This is a genomic window from Mycobacterium europaeum (assembly GCF_034555895.2).
In the GTDB taxonomy this organism is placed as follows: Bacteria; Actinomycetota; Actinomycetes; order Mycobacteriales; family Mycobacteriaceae; genus Mycobacterium; species Mycobacterium europaeum.
In genome coordinates this window covers 86848-104732 of sequence record NZ_CP157316.1, presented here as the reverse complement: position 1 = coordinate 104732, position 17885 = coordinate 86848, and the positions used below count along the sequence as shown (strand labels likewise).

Sequence of the window (17885 nt, the reverse complement as noted above, 5' to 3'; positions counted from 1 at the left end):
GCTTCCCTCCGTCGACAATGTCCCTCCTGTTCACTGGCGAACGCCTGCGAGCCATGTTGCAACCGGTCGATCAGCACTAAGCTACAAGGCTGTGTTCGCTATAGTAGGATGTCATTTCCCAATGAAGCAAGGACCGGTAGATTAAAAAGCACTCAACGTCATCCATCGCAGCACCGCTTGAGTGCTGACGTATCTCTGAGGAGATGAGAAAGTGTTCCCCGCCCACGTTATGGAGGTGGCAATCGCCTCGCCCGACGACACGGGGCGATCTCGCACCGCCATTGGTCATGCTCTGAATTGGTGGAACTGCGCGAGCGGGCAGCGGACCCAGATTGCGTTAATTCCGTCGAGCGGGATCACCGACCGCTGCGACGCGTTCATCGCCCTCTTCGACCCGATGGGCCGCGATGTCGTTGAGGTGATGGGTGACGTAGAGCGCGCAAAGCGAGCCGGCAAGTTGGTACTCGTTTGGCTCATCGCCGAATCACCTTCGCACGGGCCCAGTTCGGACGACCAGAGTTGGCTTGACAACGTGACGCAGCGACTGACAAGGGAAGGGATCTGTCCGCGCTACATTGGTCATGGGGATGCTGACTTCGAGGGCCGCTTGCAAAGCGCGATTGCAGCCGATCTGACCGACGCCGATCTCGGCGCGCTGACCGTGGAATCCGAACGCATCGCATCGGCACGGCAAGTAAGGATCTACCGGACGCCAGTGGCGTTTCTTGGCCCGCAGATCTGGGCCGTGACAGTGGTGAATCACGGCACCTCTTTAGCCGTCGACCTACAGGTCTCGGTAGGCGCGGTCGACTCCAAAGGACGCGCTCGACCCGGCGGTGCCAAACGCTCGACGCAAGCGATCGCCGACGTCGTCGCCAAGCTGAGCACTGGTCCGTGGCCCGACGAGCATCACCCACTGCTCGAAAGGGGCGGGGCCTTACCAACTCGGCAGCCGGCGTTCCTAGCCAACCGGATGGACCTTGTTGCTGCCCACAACGCAGTGGACTTCCCGCGCTGGCTACGGCCAAACCAACACGCTTCCGCCCTTTATTCGTTGGAACCCAACGCTGCACCCGACGTGCGGATCAAGTTTGAAGACGATGCGGGCCAGGTGTGGTCCAGAGCGAACGACGCTGAACCCGAGAGGGTTTCGTCAATATCACGAAGTTCAGGCGAGCTGCGGTAGCGCTATCGCCGCCGAGTAGAGCGGAAGGCTCGTCGTGTCATCAGATACCCGCAGGCCCATTAGCATCCCCTCCTACGAGGTGGTCGGTGATTGGGCAGAACTGTCCGCCGTCCCGGGTGCCCCGTCCTGTTGGGTGCACAACGCTGTCGTCGCCACCGACGGTGGCGAGATCATCAGTTTCCACGCCGGGCGACTCGTCGCGTTCGACACCGGAGGCCGTCTGCTCCGCGTGGTCGACACAGACCTCACCGAAGGCCATGGCATCACTCTCGTGCGCGAGGGCGATGACGAACTCCTCTGGGTGAGCGATCCAGGGTTCGTGTTCAGCTGCGGCGCCGACGACGGAGACCCCGACTGGACTCCGATGTTCGGCAAGGGAGTCCGCTGCCAGACCCGGGCACCCCGAGTGGTGAAGATGACCGTGGACGGTCAGATCCGGTCCGAGTTGCCTGTGCCCCAACAGAATCCGGCCATCCCCGCCGGCCCGATGGGACCGTATTGTCCGTGTGGTTGCGCTGTGGACGAGGAGCGGTTCGGTGGAACGGGCGACATCTGGGTGGCGGACGGATACGGGTCAGGTGTCGTGCACCGCTTCGACAAGCAGGGAAACCATCGGTCGACGCTGACCGGTGAGGAAGTCGGCCAACGACTCGCATGTCCACACGCAATTTTGATCGATCGCCGCAAAACGGTCCCTGAGCTCTACGTTGCCGACCGAGTCAACACCCGCGTGCTGGTCTACGATATCGGCGGTCGCTATCTGCGGTCCTTCGGTGAACAGTTCCTCAACAGCCCCAGCGATTTTGCGCAGTGGGGCGACCTGCTGGTCGTCGCCGAGCTCTATGGGCGAGTGGCCGTACTCGATCCCGAGGACAATCTGCTGGGATACATCGGCGACGACCCCACTGCCGCCCCGGGGTGGCCGACCCGGCCGGGCTGGCCCAACACGCTCGCCGGCGATGGGCGTACGGAGATACCGCACCTGCCCAGCCACGATCGCTTCAACTCCCCGCACGCTGTCGCAACGGACCCCGACGGAAATCTCTATGTGTCTGAATGGCTTTTGGGCGGCCGTTACACCAAGCTCACCGTCCAGCGCTGAGCGTTCGGGCTCGAGTTAGATCCGTTCGACGACCATCGCTGAGCCCATCCCTCCCCCGGCGCACATCGCCACCACCCCGATGCGCGAATCGCGGCGTGCGAGTTCATGAACGATCGACACCACCATCCGAGCGCCAGTCGCCGCGATGGGGTGGCCAAGACTGATACCGCTGCCGTTCACATTCACGATTGACTCGTCCAATCCGAGGTCACGCGTGCACGCCACGGCCATCGTGGCGAACGCCTCGTTGATCTCGAAGAGGTCCACGTCGTCCACTGTGAGACCGCTGCGCCTGAGCGCCAACGGGATTGCGGTCACCGGGGCCATTCCGGTGTGTTCGACCTCCACGCCCACAGATGCCCAACCCCGGATCCGTGCCAGCGGTGTGAGGCCGCGACTGGACGCGAAGTCAGAGCCTCCGATAACCAGCGCGGCGGCGGCATCGTTGATGCCCGCAGAATTTCCGGCAGTAACGACCGCGTCGGGTAGTTCCGGGTGCAGGACCTTCAGCCCGGCGAGCGCGTCGGGCGTGGTGTCTCGCGGGTGCTCGTCGGTGTCGAACACAGCTTCGCCGTGGTTGATGGGGACGGTGACAATCTCGTCGTCGAAATATCCCTTGGCAATCGCGTTGAGCGCCCGCTGCTGTGAGCGTGCGGACCAGGCGTCGGCTTGCTCGCGGGTAACATGGTGGAGCCGGGCGGTGTTTTCACCGATGGTGACCGACATATCGAAAGCGGGAATGCCGGGGGCGTCGGGATGGCTCTGCGGCGACCATGGGGTTGGTTCTTGGGCACCTGGTGCCACCTTGGTCAGCCGCGGCATGGTGCTCGCGCTTTCCGTTCCACCGGCGACGATCACGTCTGCCATGCCGGCCATGATGGTGGCCGCCGCCAACTGCACGGCAGTGGCGCCCGAGGCGCAGTGCCGATTGATAGCCACCCCGGGCACGTTGGTCATGCAGAGGCGCACTGCGATGTTGCGCCCGATCACCCCTCCGCCCTGCAGGGACTCCGCGAGCAACAGGTCGTCGAGGTCAGCCACGGAGATCTGTGACCGTTCGACGGCCGCGGTAACGGCGACCTCGGCGAGTTCGTAGGCGTCGACTGACGTCAGGGATCCCTTGCGGGCCCTGCCGATTGGTGTTCTAGCGGCCGAGAGTATGAGCGCGTCAGGCATTGTTGTCGCTTCCGTCGAAGGTTGGGTGCGGCGGTTGATCGGTCATAAAGTCGCTGCCCGCTTCGCGCCGAGTAGGTCGGCGATGAGATCGCGCCGCAGGACCTTTCCGGTCGAGGTTTGCGGCAGCGCGTCGCGAATGACCACCGGCGTCTTCGAGCCACGCAGCCGGCATCGCAGTCGCTTTCCCCGTGTGAGGTCAATCATTCGGTCACCTTTCATCATGCGCAGATGAGCACGCCCGCGGTATCCGAGCTGGCACGGGTAAACGGCGCGGTTGCTGGGTCGTCACGAGCCGGCCGGGTTTAGACCCAGAAGTTGTATAGGGCCCGGGCGTTGAGTTCGACGATCTTGCGCGCTTCCTCGTCGGGTACGTCGACCAGGTGTTCGGCGAGCAGCTTGCGGGTGTGTGGCCAGTTGGAATCCGAATGCGGGTAGTCGCTTTCGAACATAATGTTGTCCACACCGATGCGGTGACGCTGCTCGATCCCGGACCGGTCGGAGATGAAGCACCCGTAGATGTGCTCGCGGAACAACTCCGAGGGCAACTTGTCAGCGTTGATGTTGCACCAATACTTGTGCCGGCCGAACGAGTAGTCGATGCGCTCCAACAGATAGGGCATCCATCCGATACCGCCCTCGGACAGCGCGACCTTGAGTTTGGGGAACTTGTAGAACACCTCCGACATCAGCAGGTCGACGGTGGCCATCATCGAATTCAATCCGAACAATGCGATGCCGATGAACAGGTCGCCGTCGGGGGCGAGCCCCTGCGGCATCCCACCGGAGCCGAAGTGCATGGACAGCGGCAGTTCCGCTTCCTCGCAGATGCGCAGCAGCGGATCCCAGTGGTCGGTGTGAAACGACGGCAGTCCGATCTTGTGCGGCGCCTCGATGAACGAGATGGATTTAGCGCCCTTAGCCGCGGTGCGCTCGACTTCGGCGACCGAGGCCTCGACATCCCAGAACGGAACCATCATCAGTGGGATCTGACGTTCCGGGGCGTAGCCGCACCATTCGTCGAGGATGAAGTCGTTGTAGGCGCTGATGCACAGTTTGGCGAAGTCCTTGTCCTTGGCCTTGTGAAATGTGCTGCCGGCGAATCCGCCGAAGTTGGGGAAACACAGCTGCGCCCACACACCCTCGGTGTCCATGTCCTTGATGCGGTCGGCGATTTCATGACATCCGGGCAACATGTCGTCGTAGCTGCGCGGGTCCATGCCGAAGTCGCGTGGGTGCTTGCCCGCAACGGCGTTGAGGGCAAAGTTGCCGGACTGGCTGCCCTCGTAGAGCCAGGTGTCGTTGCCGTCGGGCAGCTTGACGATGCGCGGAGCCACGTCGGCGTACTTGGCGGGGACGCGGTCCAGCCACACTCGGGGGTGCTCGATGACGTGGTCGTCGACGGAAATGATCTTGGCGTCGTCGGGCAGCATTAAGGACTCCTCATGGCACAGACGGATAAACAAGCTCGCAGTCAGCTGTAAGGCAGACTTCCCTCAGAGTAGAACGATAAGTTCGTATTCTGCAATGTTCGTGTGCGATGTAGCGTTGCAACAAGCGCTGAGGTCAGTCCGCAGGTAGTCGCAATGCCTGCTTAGGGCAGGCAATCACCGCGTCAGTGACGGCGGACTCCACCTCGGGTGCCGGTTCCGGAAACAGGATCTCGACGACGTCGTCATCGATAAGTTCGAATACTTCGGGCGCCGCTAGCACGCATAATCCATTGGCTTCACAGAGATCGGGCTCGAAAGTCACCTTCATAAGTCGAGTAGACCATCACATTCTTTCTAGGACAACTAGGGTTTCCTCCATCGCATATATTAAGTTGCTTTTATGGCACACTACGGCTTGTCGGCGGATTCGTCGGCCAGCGGGGCCGATGGTGATCCACCGATGGAGAGGAGCCGGATGACTGTGAACAACGTCCTGGTGATCACCGGGGGTGCGGGCGGCATGGGGCTGGCCTGCGCCCGCGCGCTGGCCGATCGTGGCCGCCTGCTGCTCGTGGACATGCGCGAGGATCTACTCGACCAGGCGCGCAAGGCGCTGACTGGGCACGGGGCCGACGTCGAGACGCTGCGCTGCGACGTGACCTCCCCCGCCGATGTCGCCGCGGTCGCCGATCGGGTACGCGAGCTCGGGCGTCTGCGCTGCCTCGTGCACACCGCGGGTGTCTCACCGGAAATGGCCGGTGCGGCGACGGTGCTCGACGTGGACCTGGCCGGATCGGTCCGAATCACCGACGCCTTGCTCCCGCTGGTCAACCCGGGGAGCTCCGCGATCCTGATCGGATCGATCGCCGGATACAGTGACGTCCCCGCGGGCGTCGAGCCGTTGCTGGACGATCCGCTGGCCGAAGGGTTCTTCGCCACGATCGAACAGGCCATGGGCCAAGAGCTCGACAGTGCCACGGCCTACGTCCTGGCCAAACGCGGCGTGGTCCGGCTAGCAGAACGGCTGGCCACGCCGTGGGGCAAAAGGGGCGGCCGCACCCGCGATCTCACCCGGCCTGATCGACACACCGATGGGCAGGCTGGAACTGGATCGTCAGCAGATCATCCCGGTCATGATCGACGTGACCCCGGTCAAGCGCCCAGACCGACCGCTGCCCGGGCGTCCCGAGGACATCGCCGCCGCGGTGGCCTTCTTGGAGTCCGACGCCGCGGGGTTCATCTCCGGCTGCGACATCCGCGTCGACGGTGGTCTCGTAGGCGCGGGCAAGCACCTGATGGGTGTCGGTTAATGGCGACGATCAAAGCCACCTGGATCGACCCGGAGATAAACGAAAGTCTGGATGGATTCCCCGATTTCGACTTCTCCATCGACACGCTTCCGGCCATGCGCGCCGGATCGATGTTCGAGCCGCAGTCCGCGCCCGACATCGAGCGCCTCGAGCTGACCACCGAACGCGATGGCGTCGCTCTGTCGCTGCTACGACCCGTCGAAGCCGCGGCCGAGCCGCCCGTCCTGTTCTGGATGCACGGGGGCGGGATGGTGATCGGCAACCGGCACATGGACGATGCCCGCCTGATCGAGTGGTGCCGCTGGTTGGGTTGCGTCTGCGTCAGCGTCGAATACCGGCTGGCACCCGAATCGCCTTACCCCGCCCCGCTGGACGACTGCGAGGCCGGGCTGCGCTTCCTCTTCGAACACGCCCATGAGCTAGAGGTCGACCCGCAGCAGGTCGGTATCGCCGGACGCAGTGCCGGCGGGGCACTGGCGGCGGGCCTGTCGCTACGGTGGCGCGATAATGTAAACGCCCCCTTGGCATTTCAATACCTGGAATATCCGATGCTCGATGACCGCGGCCGCACCGCGTCGAGCCAGCTCCAAGGATTGCCGGTGTGGACCCGGGAATCCAACGCGTTCGGCTGGCGCAGCTATCTCGGCGACCGGTATCGCACCGAAGACGTGCCAGAAGATGCGGCGCCTGCGCGGGCGACCGAATTAAAAGGTCTGCCAGCGACTTTCATCGCCGTCGGCACGGCTGACTGCTTGCGCGATGAGTCGATCGATTTCGCCGCGCGACTGTCCCGGGCGGCGGTGCCCACCGAACTGCATGTCTACTCAGGCGCTGTGCATGGCTTCGACATGTTCGCCGACACCGCCGTGGCGCGAACCGCGGCACGCGACAGCGCGGACTGGTTGGCCCGCCAGTTCGGCCGGCGAACAGTTGCCTAGGCGGTAGCCGTTTCCAGCACCGCCGCGAGCCGCTCGTGGTGCAGATAAGGATCACCGAACAGGACCTGGTTCGCCTTGGCCCGACGATGGTAGAGATGCAGGTCGTGTTCCCAGGTGAAGCCGATGCCACCGTGCACCTGAAGGGCCTCACTGGTCAGAGCGGCGATCGCCGAAGAGGTGTACGCCTTTGCGACGCTGGCGGCTTCCTCGGCATCATCCGCCTCGGCGGCCACGGCCATCGCGGCGTAATAGGTCGCGGCCTTCGAAGCTTGCAGCCACATCCGCATCGTCGCGCACTTGTGTTTGACCGCCTGGAAGCTACCGATGGGGCGACCGAACTGGACCCGCAGCTTTGCGTACCGGACAGTCATCTCCAGCACGGCCTCACCGACACCGATATTGTCAGCGCTGACAAGTACTGCACCACAGCGATTTTGGTGTGCAGCCGCCGTTTCCGCAGCGTCGCCTGCGTGCAGCAGCGCCGATGGCGGCACCGCAACATCGTCGAACACGACCTCGTCGAGGCGCCGGGTGATGTCGAGGGTGTGCTGGCGCCGCACACCGATTCCTGCGGACCGTCGGTCGACAAGGAATTGCGCCACGCGGCCTCCCAGCTGGGCGGTGACCAGAATCCAGCCCGCGGCGTCGGCGTCTTGCACCGCGACCTTGATGCCGCTCAGCCGGAAGCCCCCGGCATGTTCGGCAGCCACCGCGCACACTCCGTCGGCGTCCCACGGCTGGCGCGACTCCGCGAAGGCCCACGCTGCGACGCCCCGGGCACTTGCCAGTAGCGGCAATATCTCCGAACACAGGTCGTCGCGTCCGGATTGTGAGATCGCCACTGCCGCAAGGGTATTACCGATGAGCGGGCCCGGCTGCACCGTCCTGCCGTGTTCCTCGGCGATCAGCGCGACGTCCACCAGATCGCGCCCCAAACCGTCATATTGCTCGGCGATGAGTAAGCCGGCCCACCCCAGTTCCGCGCCCAACTGCCAAACGCGCTCGTCGTAGCCGCGCTCATCGGAATCGGCGAGTTCGCGCACACGACTGATCGGCGATTCGCGCGCCAGGAACTTGCGGCTGCTTTCCACGAGCATCCGTTGTTCATCACTCACGGTGAAATCCACGACTTACCTCCGAAGACGTCAAGAACCGCGCGGTTCCCTGGGCAGTCCAAGCGAACGCTCGGCGATCATGTTGCGCAACACCTCATTGGCGCCACCGGCGATCGTCAGAGCCCGCGAATAAAGGAATGCGTCCTGCCACCAACCGCCCGCGATCGCCTCGGGGTCGTCTTCGGTGAGCAGCGCATCGGTGCCCTGCAGCCCGAGCCCGAACTCGGTGAGCGCGAGATTGGTCTCGCTGTAGAGCACCTTGGCCAAAGGAGCATCGCCGGGATCGGAATCGCCACTCAACGCGCGCGACAAGTTGTACTGGCCCAGCCGAACGCTGACCCGCGCGGCCGCGTACAGCCGGCCGATGTCTTGGCGGACCGTATCGTTGTCCAGCGCTGGGCCGGATCCGCGCCGCAGCGACCGCGCCATCACCACGGCGTCACGTACCGCACGCAACTGGATGATGCCCGCGGTGCCCACACTGGAGCGCTCCTCAACGAGACTCGTGGTCGCGACCTTCCAGCCTTGGTCGACTTCGCCGAGCACATTGTTCGCAGGTATCCGCACACCATCGAAGAAGACTTCGTTGAAGTCGCTGGTGCCGGTGATCTCGCGCAGCGGCCGCACGTCGACGCCCGGGCTGGTCATGTCCAGGACGAACGCGGTTATGCCGGCATGCTTGGGTACATCGGGATTTGTTCGGGCCAACAGGTAGCCGAGTTGGGCGTGCTGGCCGTTGGTGGTCCAGACCTTTTGACCGTCCACGATGAAGTCATCGCCGTCGCGACGCGCGCGCGTGGTCAGGCTCGCCAGGTCGCTGCCCGCGCTGGGTTCGCTGAATAGTTGGCACCAGATGTCTTCGCCGGTCCGGATCCGGGGCAGGTAGCGCCTCTGCTGGTCGGGGCGCCCGCAGTGGATGAGGGCCGCGGCGGCCAGCAGGCCGGCACCGATCGGCGTGGGTACCCGAGCCCGCGCCATCTCCTCGCCGACGACTGTCGCGCGCAGCGCGTCCTTGGTGCCGGCACCGCCCCATTCGACGGGCCAGTCAGCGCCCACGTACCCGGCCTCAAACAGCTGGGCGGTCCATGTCCGCAGGGCGGGAATGTCCTCGGCGTCGGGTGCGCGCACCCCGGCTCTACCCAGCGTGCGCACCGGCGGCCGGTGCTGCTCGAGGAAACCTCTGACCTCGGCGCGGAAGCTCTCGATCTCTGGATCCTGTTGCAGCTTCATCCGTCCGTCCTGCGCATCAGTGCTCCCGTCTCAGCAGCAGCGCTCCACCGGGCGTACCGCCGCCGGTAGTGACGACCGCAACCTGTGCGTTGGCGACCTGTCGCCCGGCGGCCTCGCCACGCAGTTGCGCGATGGCCTCGGCCAAGAAGCCGAAGCCGTGGGTCCGTCCGGCAGACAATTGACCCCCGTGGGTATTCAGCGGCAACTTCCCGTCCAGCGCGATCGTGGTTCCGCCGTCGAGAAAATCCGCGGCCTCGCCGACACCACAGAACCCGAGCGCCTCCAGCCACGAGACGGCGTTGAAGGTGAACCCGTCGTAGAGCTCGGCGACGTCGATATCGTCGGGCCGCAGGCTGGTTCTGGTCCACAGGTGTTTCGCGGGACCAAACACCTGCGGTTCGTGCGTGAGAGTGTCCTGGTCCCAAGAGATCCGGTCGAGCACCTGGGTTCCGACCGCTTCAACCAGCACCGGTGGTTTCGGCCGATCCGCCGCGGTGTCAATCGACGACACGACGACCGCGATCGCCCCGTCGCACGGCACGTCGCAGTCGTAGAGGCCGAACGGCGAGCTGATCATCCGTGCTGACAGATAGTCGTCCAGGGTGAGGGGATCGCGGTAGATCGCTGCCGGATTGCGCGACGCGTTCGCCCGCGCCGTCAGGGCGATGGGGGCCAGCGTCGAGGCGCGGTCGCCGCCGTAGCGCCAGAAGTAGTGCGACGCGTTGACCCCGATCCAGTTGGCTGCCGACATCGCGCCGAACGGTGCGCGCCACTCGAATATGCCCGATGCCCGCCCTTCCCTTGCCGCGGGCTGGGCGCGCCTGGCCAGGGCAGTATGGGTTGATTCCCAGACCGTTCGAAAGCACAACACGTGCCGACACAGCCCAGAGGCGACGGCGAGCATGGCCGACACGACGCTGCCGCTGGGTCCGGGAACTTCGGCCCCACCAGCGATCCAGGTGGGCCGGATGCGCAGAGCCTCCTCGACCGCCGTGACCCCGCCCTCCGACATCCCTCCGGCAAGCCCGCCCGGATAGGTGGCCAGACCGTCGATGTCTTCGAGCGTTAAGCCGGCGTCGGCCACGGCGTGCAGGCACGCCGTAACGGTCAATGACACCGGATCGACCATGAGGCGACGCCCGATCGTCGAGCTCCCGACCCCCGTGAGCGCCACCTTGTCTTCGAACTTGCGGGTGGACAACATGGGCCGCACATCGCGAGTCAGATCCCGGGGGCCTGGAACCGGCCCGACCTCGGCGGCCTCGGAATCCGGTTCGAACAGCGGAATCCAGATATCGTCGTGCTGCTCGAACACCACCTTGACCTGCAGCCCGACAGCGACGCGCTCGGGTTCGCAGCCAACGATGTTGGTGGTCAGTCGGGCCGAAAGGTCTTCGGCGATGGCGACGACCGCGACGACGTAGGGCGGCGGGAAGCGTCGCAGCCACTGCTGATGATTCACGGTGAAACCGGCGACGGTCGCACGTCCCGATACCGCGGTCATCGCCACCTCGCAGCTGCGGCAGTGCGGGCAGATCGGCTGGGGCGGGTGCTGGTAGCGGCCGCACGCCTGGCATTGAGCGATCCGCAGGCGCCCGTCGGCTCCACTCGTCCAGAACGGCTCGGAGCTGATGGTCGGTTGCGGCAGCGGCCGCGCCACCGGCTCGGCGGGGCCGGGCTCTGTCATCACACCTCCGGTCACAACCGACGAACAACCAACACGCACCGTAACAGATTACGAATATATGCCTAGCCGAATTAATAGAGCATGGATCTACTTATGTGTACTGTGATGTCCTCGTAGGAGGACAGCACGTCGTGACAGCGGATTGAGGTTGGCGTGAAGGTCAAGGACAGCGGCGCGGTGGTCGTCGGGGGCGCCTCGGGCATGGGCCGGGCGACCGCCGAACGGCTGGCCGAGCGGGGTGCTCGAGTCGCCGTGCTGGACCTGCCGTCGTCGGACGGAGCCGCGGTGGCCAGCGAACTTGGCGCTGGCGCGTCGTTTCACCCGTGCGACGTCACCGACACCGACGGCGTGGAGACTGCGCTAGGGGCGGTCATCGAAGGCCTGGGGGCCCTGCACATCGCGATCAACACCGCAGGTGGCGGGGTGTCGGCGCGCACGCTGTCCAAGAGCGGACCGCACCCCCTGGACGCCTTCCGTTCGGTGATCGAGCTGAACCTGATCGCCACCTTCAACCTGAACCGGTTACAGGCCTGGCACATGAGTCGCAACGAGCCCGACGACGAGGAACGCGGCGTCATCGTCAACACTTCCTCGATTGCGGCGTTCGAAGGGCAGATCGGCCAGGTCGCCTACAGCGCCGCGAAGGCCGCGATCGCGGGCATGACTTTGACCATGGCGCGTGATCTCGGCAGCCTCGGCATCCGGGTCACCGCCGTCGCGCCGAGCCTGTTCGCCACCGGGATCACGTCGCGAATTCCGGAGAAAATGGCTGGTGAGCTGACCCGCGACGCGGCCTTCCCCCGTCGGATGGGCCGGCCCGACGAATACGCCGCCCTGGCGCTGTCGTAGTAGGCGACGATCGTGGATCTTGGATTCGGCGATGCCACCGCGGTGATCGCGGGGGGCACCCGCGGCATCGGGCTGGCGACGGCGGTATGCCTGGCCGAACAGGGCGCGCGGATCGGCGTCATCGGCAGGGACGACGCCCGGCTGAAGGAAACCGCCGCGACATTGGCGGACGCCGGCAGTCCGGAGGTGCTGCCGTTGACCGCGGATCTCAGTTCGACGTCTGATGTCGAGGCCATCTTCGACATGGTTGGCGTGCGCTGGGGTGCGCTCAACGTGCTGGTCAATGCGGCCGGTCCGACCGGCGCCGGTCGCTTCGAGGACCTGGGCGACGCGGCGTGGACGGCGGCGTTCGACCAGGGCGTCTTGTCCACGGTCCGGTGTGTGCGTGCGGCCTTACCGCTGCTGCGAGCCGCAGAGTGGGCCCGGGTGGTCAACGTGACGGCGATGTCGGTGCAGCACCAGTCGGCGGGGTTGGTGAGCTACACCGCGGCCAAGAGCGCGCTCCTCAGCGTGACGAAGAACCTCGCCCGCAGTCTGGCCAGCGATGCCATCTTGGTCAACGCCGTCGCCCCGGGTCCGATCCTCACCGATTGGGCGCGACCGGTGCTCGCCTCCGCCGGCATCGCGACGAATGATCCCGTGGGCGCCTTCGGACTGCTGGGGCGCGGCCACGGCATGTCGGTGGATTTGGGTCGGCTCGGGCTGCCTCACGAGGTCGCCGCCGTCATCGCGTTCTGTGCCTCACCAGACAACACGTTTATGACGGGCGCCCACCTCAATGTCGACGGTGGCAGCGACTTCCTTTGAGCGCGTTGCCTTCTCGGCGTATCGTCCGCGGGGGAGGCCCGTCAGCGCCGTGGACGGCTACGCGGAAACCCGAGGCGGTTCTCCACGATGAGGCTGCGCAGCACCTCGCTGGACCCGCCGTAGATCGTCGACGCGACGGCGCTGCGATAGTGCGCGTCCAGGGCGCCGTCCACAGCGCATTCCGGGTCGGTCCAGTCGATCATGCCCGCGGCCCCCGCTATGTCGACCGCCGCGGCCGATGCGCGCACGTAGCTTTCCGGCCCGAACAACGCCGATACCGGACCTGGCTTTTCGCCCTCGGCGTCGAGGAAGGCCACCCGCAGGTCCAGCAGGTCGGCCACCTGAGCTTCCATCGCCATGCGGGCCAGGCGCTCGCGGACCAGGACATCGTTGATCAGTTGAGCGCCGTCGGGACCGCGGTGCGTGCGGGCGAATTCCAGTGCATCATCGGCGCTGTCGAACATGATGCGGATAGACGCCTGAGATGTCGACTGACCACGGTGCGGGATCGGCCACCAAACCACGCGAGGATGGCTCCCCCATGGAGTTCGACCCGTACTCCGACAGCTTCTTCGACGACCCCTACGACACCTATCGCTGGATGCGCGACGAGGCGCCGGTGTACTACAGCGAGCGGTGGGATTTCTATGCCCTGACCCGGAATGAGGATGTCGTTGCCGCCCACCGCGACTGGGAGACATTCAGCAGCGCCTACGGCGTCACCCTGGACGCACTGTCGATGCGCCACAGGTTCGACGAACTCAAGATGTTGATCCTCATGGATCCCCCCGAACACGAACTGCTCCGCAAGCTGGTCCGCCAGGTCTTCACCAAGGCGGCGATCGCCAACCTGGAGCCGCTAGTGACCGACGTCGTCACCTCCTACGCCGACGCCCTCAGTGGCAGAGACGATTTCGACATCGTGGCCGACTTCGCGGCGCTGTTCCCGGTTGAAATCATCTCCTCAATGCTCGGCGTCCCCCCGGGAGAGCGCCAGCAGATCCGGCATTGGACCGACGGGTTCCTGCACCGTGAGCCGAACAACCCCTTCGCTACCGAAAGCGGCGTCGCCGACTCGATGGCGATGAACGCTTACTTCCTGGCCCTGTCCAAGGAGAAGCGCCGCCAGCCCGACGACCTGATCATTAGCAGGCTGGTGGACGCGACCTACGAGGACGAGACCGGGGTGACGCACCGGCTCACCGACGAGGACATCGCCACGTTCGCGGTGCTGATCGCGGCGGCGGGCAGCGAAACAGTCACCAAGCTAATTGGCAACGGCACCATGGCTTTTCACCACAATCCCGATCAGTGGGAGTTGGTGCTCGCCGATCCCGGCCTAGTCCCCGGCGCGATCGAGGAGATGCTGCGACTCAACCCGCCCTCGCAGTATCAGGGCCGGTTCGCCACCCGTGATGTGGTACTCGACGGCGGCACCATCCCCGCCGGATCTCCGACGCTGCTTGTTACCGGGGCTGCGACCCGCGACCCGCGGGCCTATGACCAGCCCGACGCGTTCGACATCAGGCGGGGCGGCTCCACCACCCTGGCTTTCGGATATGGCGCGCACAGCTGTCTGGGCTCTTGGTTGGCGCGGCTCGAGACTCGGGTGGCCTTGCACGCGATCCGCGAGCGCTGGCCGCGGTTCACCGTGGATACCGAAGGGTTGCGGCGGGTGACAATGTCCAACGTAGCCGGCTACTCCCATATCCCGGTGCACGTCGCCTGATGGCCGCGGCGCAGACCGCCTCGGATGCATTCCTTGGGCTGCCGGGCAGTGTCCCCGAGTTGCTGTCACGGCGGCGCGCCGAGCCTGCTGGCGAGTTCCTGGTCACCGACTCCGAGCGGCTCAGTTTCGCTGAGGCCGACGCGCAGTCCAGGGCACTCGCCGATGCGCTGTTGGCATCGGGCGTGGGCAAGGGAACCCGCGTCGGCATCCTGTTCCCCAACTGCGCCCAGTGGCTCATCGCATGGTTGGCCGCGGCGCGCATCGGCGCGCTCACCGTCCCGTTGTCGACCTTTGCACCGGGCGCCGAACTCGCTCGGCTGTTGCGCCACACCGACACTCAGGTGCTATTGATGGGCCGGTCGATCGCCGGCCACGATCTGGTTGCCCGAGTAGCCGATGCACTACCGGGCGTGGCCGACGGCAACGCGGCGATCGCTCTAGCCGCGGTCCCGTACCTGCGCCGAGTGCACGTCTGGCCCGACTGCGACCGGGAGTGGACAACGCCGTGGCCCGGCAACAAGGGGCCCGTCGCGACCCTGACAGGCTCGGCCGAGCAGGAGGTCGAACCCGCCGACGAGCTCGTGCTGGTGACGACGTCGGGTACCACGGCGCTGCCGAAATCCGTCGTACACACCCATGGCAGCCTGGTGCGCCACGCGGCCATCCTGGCCCGCCACCGCGGCATCACCGCTGCCGACCGCATCTACTCCCCAATGCCGTTCTTCTGGGTGGGCGGACTGACCATGGTGGTGTTGCAGGCACTGTCCACCGGAGCCGCGATCCTGGCTCAAGACGTGTTCGACGCAGGCGCCACGCTTGCCCTGCTGGAACGGGACCGAGCCACCTTCATCTCCTGCTGGGCACAAGCCAGCCAGGCCATGGCCGACCACCCCGATTTCGCCAAGCGCGACCTGTCCACCGTCCGGGGCGGCACCATGCTGCAGGCGCTCCCGCCCGACCGTCGACCCAGCGAACCCGAGCTGGCCCCAAACCTGCTCGGCATGACCGAGACCGGCGGCCCGCACACCATGGTCGAGGTGCCCGACACCCCGCTTCCCCCGGAACGGCGCGGTTCCTTCGGAATCCCGTTGCCCGGGGTTGTGCAGCACCGGATCGTTGATACCGCGGGTCTTCCGGTGCCGCAGAGTCAGGAGGGCCAGATCCAGGTGCGCGGCCAGATCCTGATGAACGCGATCTACAAACAGGAACGCCACGAGGTGTTCACCGCCGACGGCTGGTATGACACCGGGGACCGCGGCTGGTTCGACGACGCCGGGCATCTGCACTTCACCGGCCGCGCCAGCGCCCTGATCAAAACGGCCGGGTCCAATGTCTCACCGGCAGAGGTCGAATCGGTTCTGGACGCCATGCCCGGCGTGCTGCACAGCTTCGTCGTCGCCCTGCCCCACCCCGTCCGCGGCGAGGTCGTCGGAGCCGCCGTCGTGCCCGCGCACGGCGCCCAGTTGTCCACCGACGCCGTTGCCACCCACGCCGGCGCCAACCTCTCCAGGTTCAAGGTGCCGACAGTGATCGCGATCCTTGCCGAGAGCGAGGTACCGATGCTCCCTACCGGCAAGCTCGATCGCCATGGGCTGATTAGGCTGTTGACGACGGACCAACTTCGTCGTGCCTAAGAAGGCAAAACCGTGGATTTCGCAGCCTTCCGTCCGACGGATGACGAGCGAATGCAGCTTCTTGCAGCGCAGAACGAATGCACCGTCTCCTGGCTCAACAGCGACGGTTGGCCAGTGTCGGCATTCCTAACCTATGTGTTTGAGCGCGATGCGTTCTGGGTGACGTCCTTCCGCGACCGTCCCGGAATCGACTGCCTAATAGGCGACCCCCGAAGCACGGTCGCAGTTTCCAGCGCAGTAAACCGCTTGGCCATGGCCGGATGGTCAGTGCCCGGACGTTGGAAGTCGTGCGCGATGACGTGTCCACAACCGAATGGTTCTACCCGCAGTTCTGCAAAATGGCCGGCCTAGACGCCGCGGTGTTGGCCCGGCAGGACCGCGTCGTTATCGAGCTTCGTCCGCAGGCGTGGAACAGCTTTGACAGCAAGCGAATGCTCCGCCGATAGTCAGCTCCGAAGGAGCAATCTGCCCGGCCCGCCGCAATCAGGGCGTCGTCGAGGGGCAGTGGGACATTCGGTTTGACGGCTTGGTCGGGAAGCGCTGAGAATCGTCGGCGATCCGATCGGCGTACTTGCGCCGCAGGCGCTGACTCGTTCAGCAGACCACGCGGAGCCGGCGGGCGGTCGTGCTTGCCGGGTTAAATCTTGCGGTTCTCGGACTTGATCATCCAAGCGAGCTTCTCCAGCGAGTCGATGATCTCGTGGAGCAGATCGCTCGTGCTGGGGTCGTCGGCGTCGACGGCGTCGTGCACGTCACGGATGGTATCGACCGTTGCGTACGTCTGTGTGGTCACCAGATCGACGACGTCGCCGGTGTTTATCTCGTTGCTCGGGAACTGCGGCAGGCTCGTCGTGGCTGCGACCGTGTCGGACCGGCCGTCGGGAACGGCATCGAGGGCACGCATCCGTTCGGCAACGGTGTCGCTGGCCTCGCGGGCGGCGTCAACGAGCTCATCGAGCTGCAGGTGCAGGTCGCGAAAGTTGGAGCCGATGACGTTCCAGTGTGCTTGCTTGCCCTGCAGGTGCAGCTCAACGAGGTCGACCAGCACGCGCTGCAGATTGACGGCCAGTTGTGGGGACGCCGTGAAATTCCGGATGTCGTCAGCGAAACGACGGTTGTCACGCCGATGGGTTATGGGGGCGGCGGTCATGGGTCTGGCACCCTTCCTAGTAATTTGCTTGCGCGAGCAATCATATGCTTGCCGGCGCCAACAAACAAGTGCCGATGGCAGAGGTCAATTGGTGGCGTCGCCCACAGGCGACAATGTGCGACGCTGAGAAGATCGACCGCAACGACCCTGCTGGTCGGTCCTCGCGGCCTGCAATCACAAGCTGGACACAGAATTGAATGCTGCGCGGCAGCAATGCGTTAGAGCGGAGTGCCGAGGGCGCGGCACGTCCAGCTTCTAGTGACAGGCCCAGCGACTACCCGAACCCTGGCCTTGGCGTGGGAAGCCTGCGTGCCGGCTCCTGCAACACGGTCGGCGTCGAATTCGCCCATCATGGCCAGGGGGCCGCGGGGAGAGCCCCGATCACCCTGCGTTCCTGAGCGGTCAGCGGCGGCACCGCCCTGCTGTGTGTCACGTCGACAGACCTACCGCTTGCTTGTACGCGCAAGCAATCATATGCTTGCTGGCGCAAGCAAGCCAGTCAGTCTGCGCAACGATGCGGCGTCCGTTCGTCTCAAACGAAA

Annotated in this window: 16 protein-coding genes and 2 pseudogenes; 9 read left to right on the top strand and 9 right to left on the bottom strand. The window is 65.3% G+C overall.

The features are described 5' to 3' along the window. The first annotated feature begins 211 nt into the window (after positions 1–211). Positions 212–1186 carry a hypothetical protein gene (locus U8D42_RS27520; protein WP_322860572.1) on the top strand — a complete coding sequence of 325 codons (975 nt, stop codon included), beginning with the start codon at positions 212–214 and terminating at the stop codon, positions 1184–1186. Positions 1187–1220: 34 nt separating this feature from the next. Continuing rightward, entirely contained in the window at positions 1221–2288 is a 1068-nt protein-coding gene (locus tag U8D42_RS27515; RefSeq protein ID WP_244184719.1) for a hypothetical protein, read from the top strand. Between the two features lie 15 nt (positions 2289–2303). On the opposite strand, the gene U8D42_RS27510 is transcribed toward U8D42_RS27515, so the two are convergent. From U8D42_RS27510 to U8D42_RS27495, 4 genes are all read right to left on the bottom strand, one after another. Beyond that, positions 2304–3464 (bottom strand): thiolase family protein, encoded by a 1161-nt coding sequence (locus U8D42_RS27510; protein ID WP_009953694.1) that lies wholly within the window; start codon positions 3462–3464, stop codon positions 2304–2306. 302 nt (positions 3465–3766) lie between these two features. Then, on the bottom strand, positions 3767–4894 hold the full coding sequence (locus tag U8D42_RS27505) for an amidohydrolase family protein (RefSeq protein WP_009953692.1): 1128 nt from the start codon (positions 4892–4894) through the stop codon (positions 3767–3769). 133 nt (positions 4895–5027) lie between these two features. Beyond that, the gene (locus tag U8D42_RS27500; RefSeq protein WP_009953689.1) at positions 5028–5222 is read right to left on the bottom strand and encodes a ferredoxin; all 195 of its coding nucleotides are present in this window, start codon (positions 5220–5222) and stop codon (positions 5028–5030) included. An 80-nt stretch (positions 5223–5302) separates the two neighbouring features. Beyond that, positions 5303–5473, bottom strand: a complete 171-nt coding sequence (locus tag U8D42_RS27495; RefSeq protein WP_322860584.1) for a hypothetical protein — start codon at positions 5471–5473, stop codon at positions 5303–5305. Between U8D42_RS27495 and U8D42_RS27490 the strand changes: the two are divergent. From U8D42_RS27490 to U8D42_RS27480, 3 genes and pseudogenes are all read left to right on the top strand, one after another. After that, positions 5415–5753: pseudogene (locus tag U8D42_RS27490) on the top strand (SDR family oxidoreductase); the annotation flags it as partial. The gene U8D42_RS27495 and the pseudogene U8D42_RS27490 sit on opposite strands and share 59 nt — an antisense overlap. A gap of 232 nt (positions 5754–5985) precedes the next feature. Continuing rightward, a complete protein-coding gene (locus U8D42_RS27485) occupies positions 5986–6204 on the top strand; it encodes an SDR family oxidoreductase (RefSeq protein ID WP_322860583.1) in 219 nt (72 codons plus the stop codon). Continuing rightward, positions 6204–7142, top strand: coding sequence for an alpha/beta hydrolase (locus tag U8D42_RS27480; protein ID WP_083175125.1), 939 nt, complete (start codon positions 6204–6206; stop codon positions 7140–7142). Before U8D42_RS27485 ends, U8D42_RS27480 begins: the two co-directional genes overlap by 1 nt. On the opposite strand, the gene U8D42_RS27475 is transcribed toward U8D42_RS27480, so the two are convergent. The 3 genes from U8D42_RS27475 to U8D42_RS27465 are packed head-to-tail and all read right to left on the bottom strand — an operon-like array spanning position 7139 to position 11174. After that, positions 7139–8269, bottom strand: coding sequence for an acyl-CoA dehydrogenase family protein (locus U8D42_RS27475; protein WP_083175123.1), 1131 nt, complete (start codon positions 8267–8269; stop codon positions 7139–7141). The two genes, U8D42_RS27480 and U8D42_RS27475, sit on opposite strands and share 4 nt — an antisense overlap. Positions 8270–8287: 18 nt before the next feature. Further along, positions 8288–9487, bottom strand: a complete 1200-nt coding sequence (locus tag U8D42_RS27470) for an acyl-CoA dehydrogenase family protein (protein WP_083175122.1) — start codon at positions 9485–9487, stop codon at positions 8288–8290. 16 nt (positions 9488–9503) lie between these two features. Continuing rightward, positions 9504–11174, bottom strand: coding sequence for a thiolase C-terminal domain-containing protein (locus U8D42_RS27465; protein WP_047323422.1), 1671 nt, complete (start codon positions 11172–11174; stop codon positions 9504–9506). Between the two features lie 153 nt (positions 11175–11327). On the opposite strand from U8D42_RS27465, the pseudogene U8D42_RS27460 reads away from it, so the two are divergent. Together U8D42_RS27460 and U8D42_RS27455 are read left to right on the top strand one after the other, a co-directional pair. Next, positions 11328–12020 (top strand): annotated as a pseudogene (locus U8D42_RS27460) (SDR family NAD(P)-dependent oxidoreductase); the annotation flags it as partial. A 15-nt stretch (positions 12021–12035) separates the two neighbouring features. Then, positions 12036–12830 carry an SDR family NAD(P)-dependent oxidoreductase gene (locus tag U8D42_RS27455; protein ID WP_047323421.1) on the top strand — a complete coding sequence of 265 codons (795 nt, stop codon included), beginning with the start codon at positions 12036–12038 and terminating at the stop codon, positions 12828–12830. Positions 12831–12871: 41 nt separating this feature from the next. Here the strand turns inward: U8D42_RS27455 and U8D42_RS27450 are convergent, their stop codons facing one another. Then, complete coding sequence (locus tag U8D42_RS27450; protein ID WP_322860573.1) at positions 12872–13354, bottom strand: acyl-CoA dehydrogenase family protein; 483 nt, start codon at positions 13352–13354, stop codon at positions 12872–12874. On the opposite strand from U8D42_RS27450, the gene U8D42_RS27445 reads away from it, so the two are divergent. After that, entirely contained in the window at positions 13315–14559 is a 1245-nt protein-coding gene (locus tag U8D42_RS27445; protein ID WP_047323417.1) for a cytochrome P450, read from the top strand. The two genes, U8D42_RS27450 and U8D42_RS27445, sit on opposite strands and share 40 nt — an antisense overlap. Next, positions 14559–16193, top strand: coding sequence for a class I adenylate-forming enzyme family protein (locus U8D42_RS27440; protein WP_047323416.1), 1635 nt, complete (start codon positions 14559–14561; stop codon positions 16191–16193). Before U8D42_RS27445 ends, U8D42_RS27440 begins: the two co-directional genes overlap by 1 nt. 637 nt (positions 16194–16830) lie before the next feature. Here U8D42_RS27440 and U8D42_RS27435 read toward each other — a convergent pair. Continuing rightward, the gene (locus U8D42_RS27435) at positions 16831–17343 is read right to left on the bottom strand and encodes a Dps family protein (protein WP_047323414.1); all 513 of its coding nucleotides are present in this window, start codon (positions 17341–17343) and stop codon (positions 16831–16833) included. Between the last annotated feature and the right edge of the window lie 542 nt (positions 17344–17885).

What these genes read in the sequence shown, in the direction of transcription:
- U8D42_RS27510 (WP_009953694.1), bottom strand. Translation starts at nt 3,464, where the DNA reads ATGCCTGACGCGCTCATACTCTCGGCCGCTAGAACACCAATCGGCAGG.
- U8D42_RS27505 (WP_009953692.1), bottom strand. Translation starts at nt 4,894, where the DNA reads ATGCTGCCCGACGACGCCAAGATCATTTCCGTCGACGACCACGTCATC.
- U8D42_RS27500 (WP_009953689.1), bottom strand. Translation starts at nt 5,222, where the DNA reads ATGAAGGTGACTTTCGAGCCCGATCTCTGTGAAGCCAATGGATTATGC.
- U8D42_RS27495 (WP_322860584.1), bottom strand. Translation starts at nt 5,473, where the DNA reads ATGTCCACGAGCAGCAGGCGGCCACGATCGGCCAGCGCGCGGGCGCAG.
- U8D42_RS27485 (WP_322860583.1), top strand. Translation starts at nt 5,986, where the DNA reads ATGGGCAGGCTGGAACTGGATCGTCAGCAGATCATCCCGGTCATGATC.
- U8D42_RS27480 (WP_083175125.1), top strand. Translation starts at nt 6,204, where the DNA reads ATGGCGACGATCAAAGCCACCTGGATCGACCCGGAGATAAACGAAAGT.
- U8D42_RS27470 (WP_083175122.1), bottom strand. Translation starts at nt 9,487, where the DNA reads ATGAAGCTGCAACAGGATCCAGAGATCGAGAGCTTCCGCGCCGAGGTC.
- U8D42_RS27465 (WP_047323422.1), bottom strand. Translation starts at nt 11,174, where the DNA reads ATGACAGAGCCCGGCCCCGCCGAGCCGGTGGCGCGGCCGCTGCCGCAA.
- U8D42_RS27445 (WP_047323417.1), top strand. Translation starts at nt 13,315, where the DNA reads ATGTCGACTGACCACGGTGCGGGATCGGCCACCAAACCACGCGAGGAT.
- U8D42_RS27440 (WP_047323416.1), top strand. Translation starts at nt 14,559, where the DNA reads ATGGCCGCGGCGCAGACCGCCTCGGATGCATTCCTTGGGCTGCCGGGC.
- U8D42_RS27435 (WP_047323414.1), bottom strand. Translation starts at nt 17,343, where the DNA reads ATGACCGCCGCCCCCATAACCCATCGGCGTGACAACCGTCGTTTCGCT.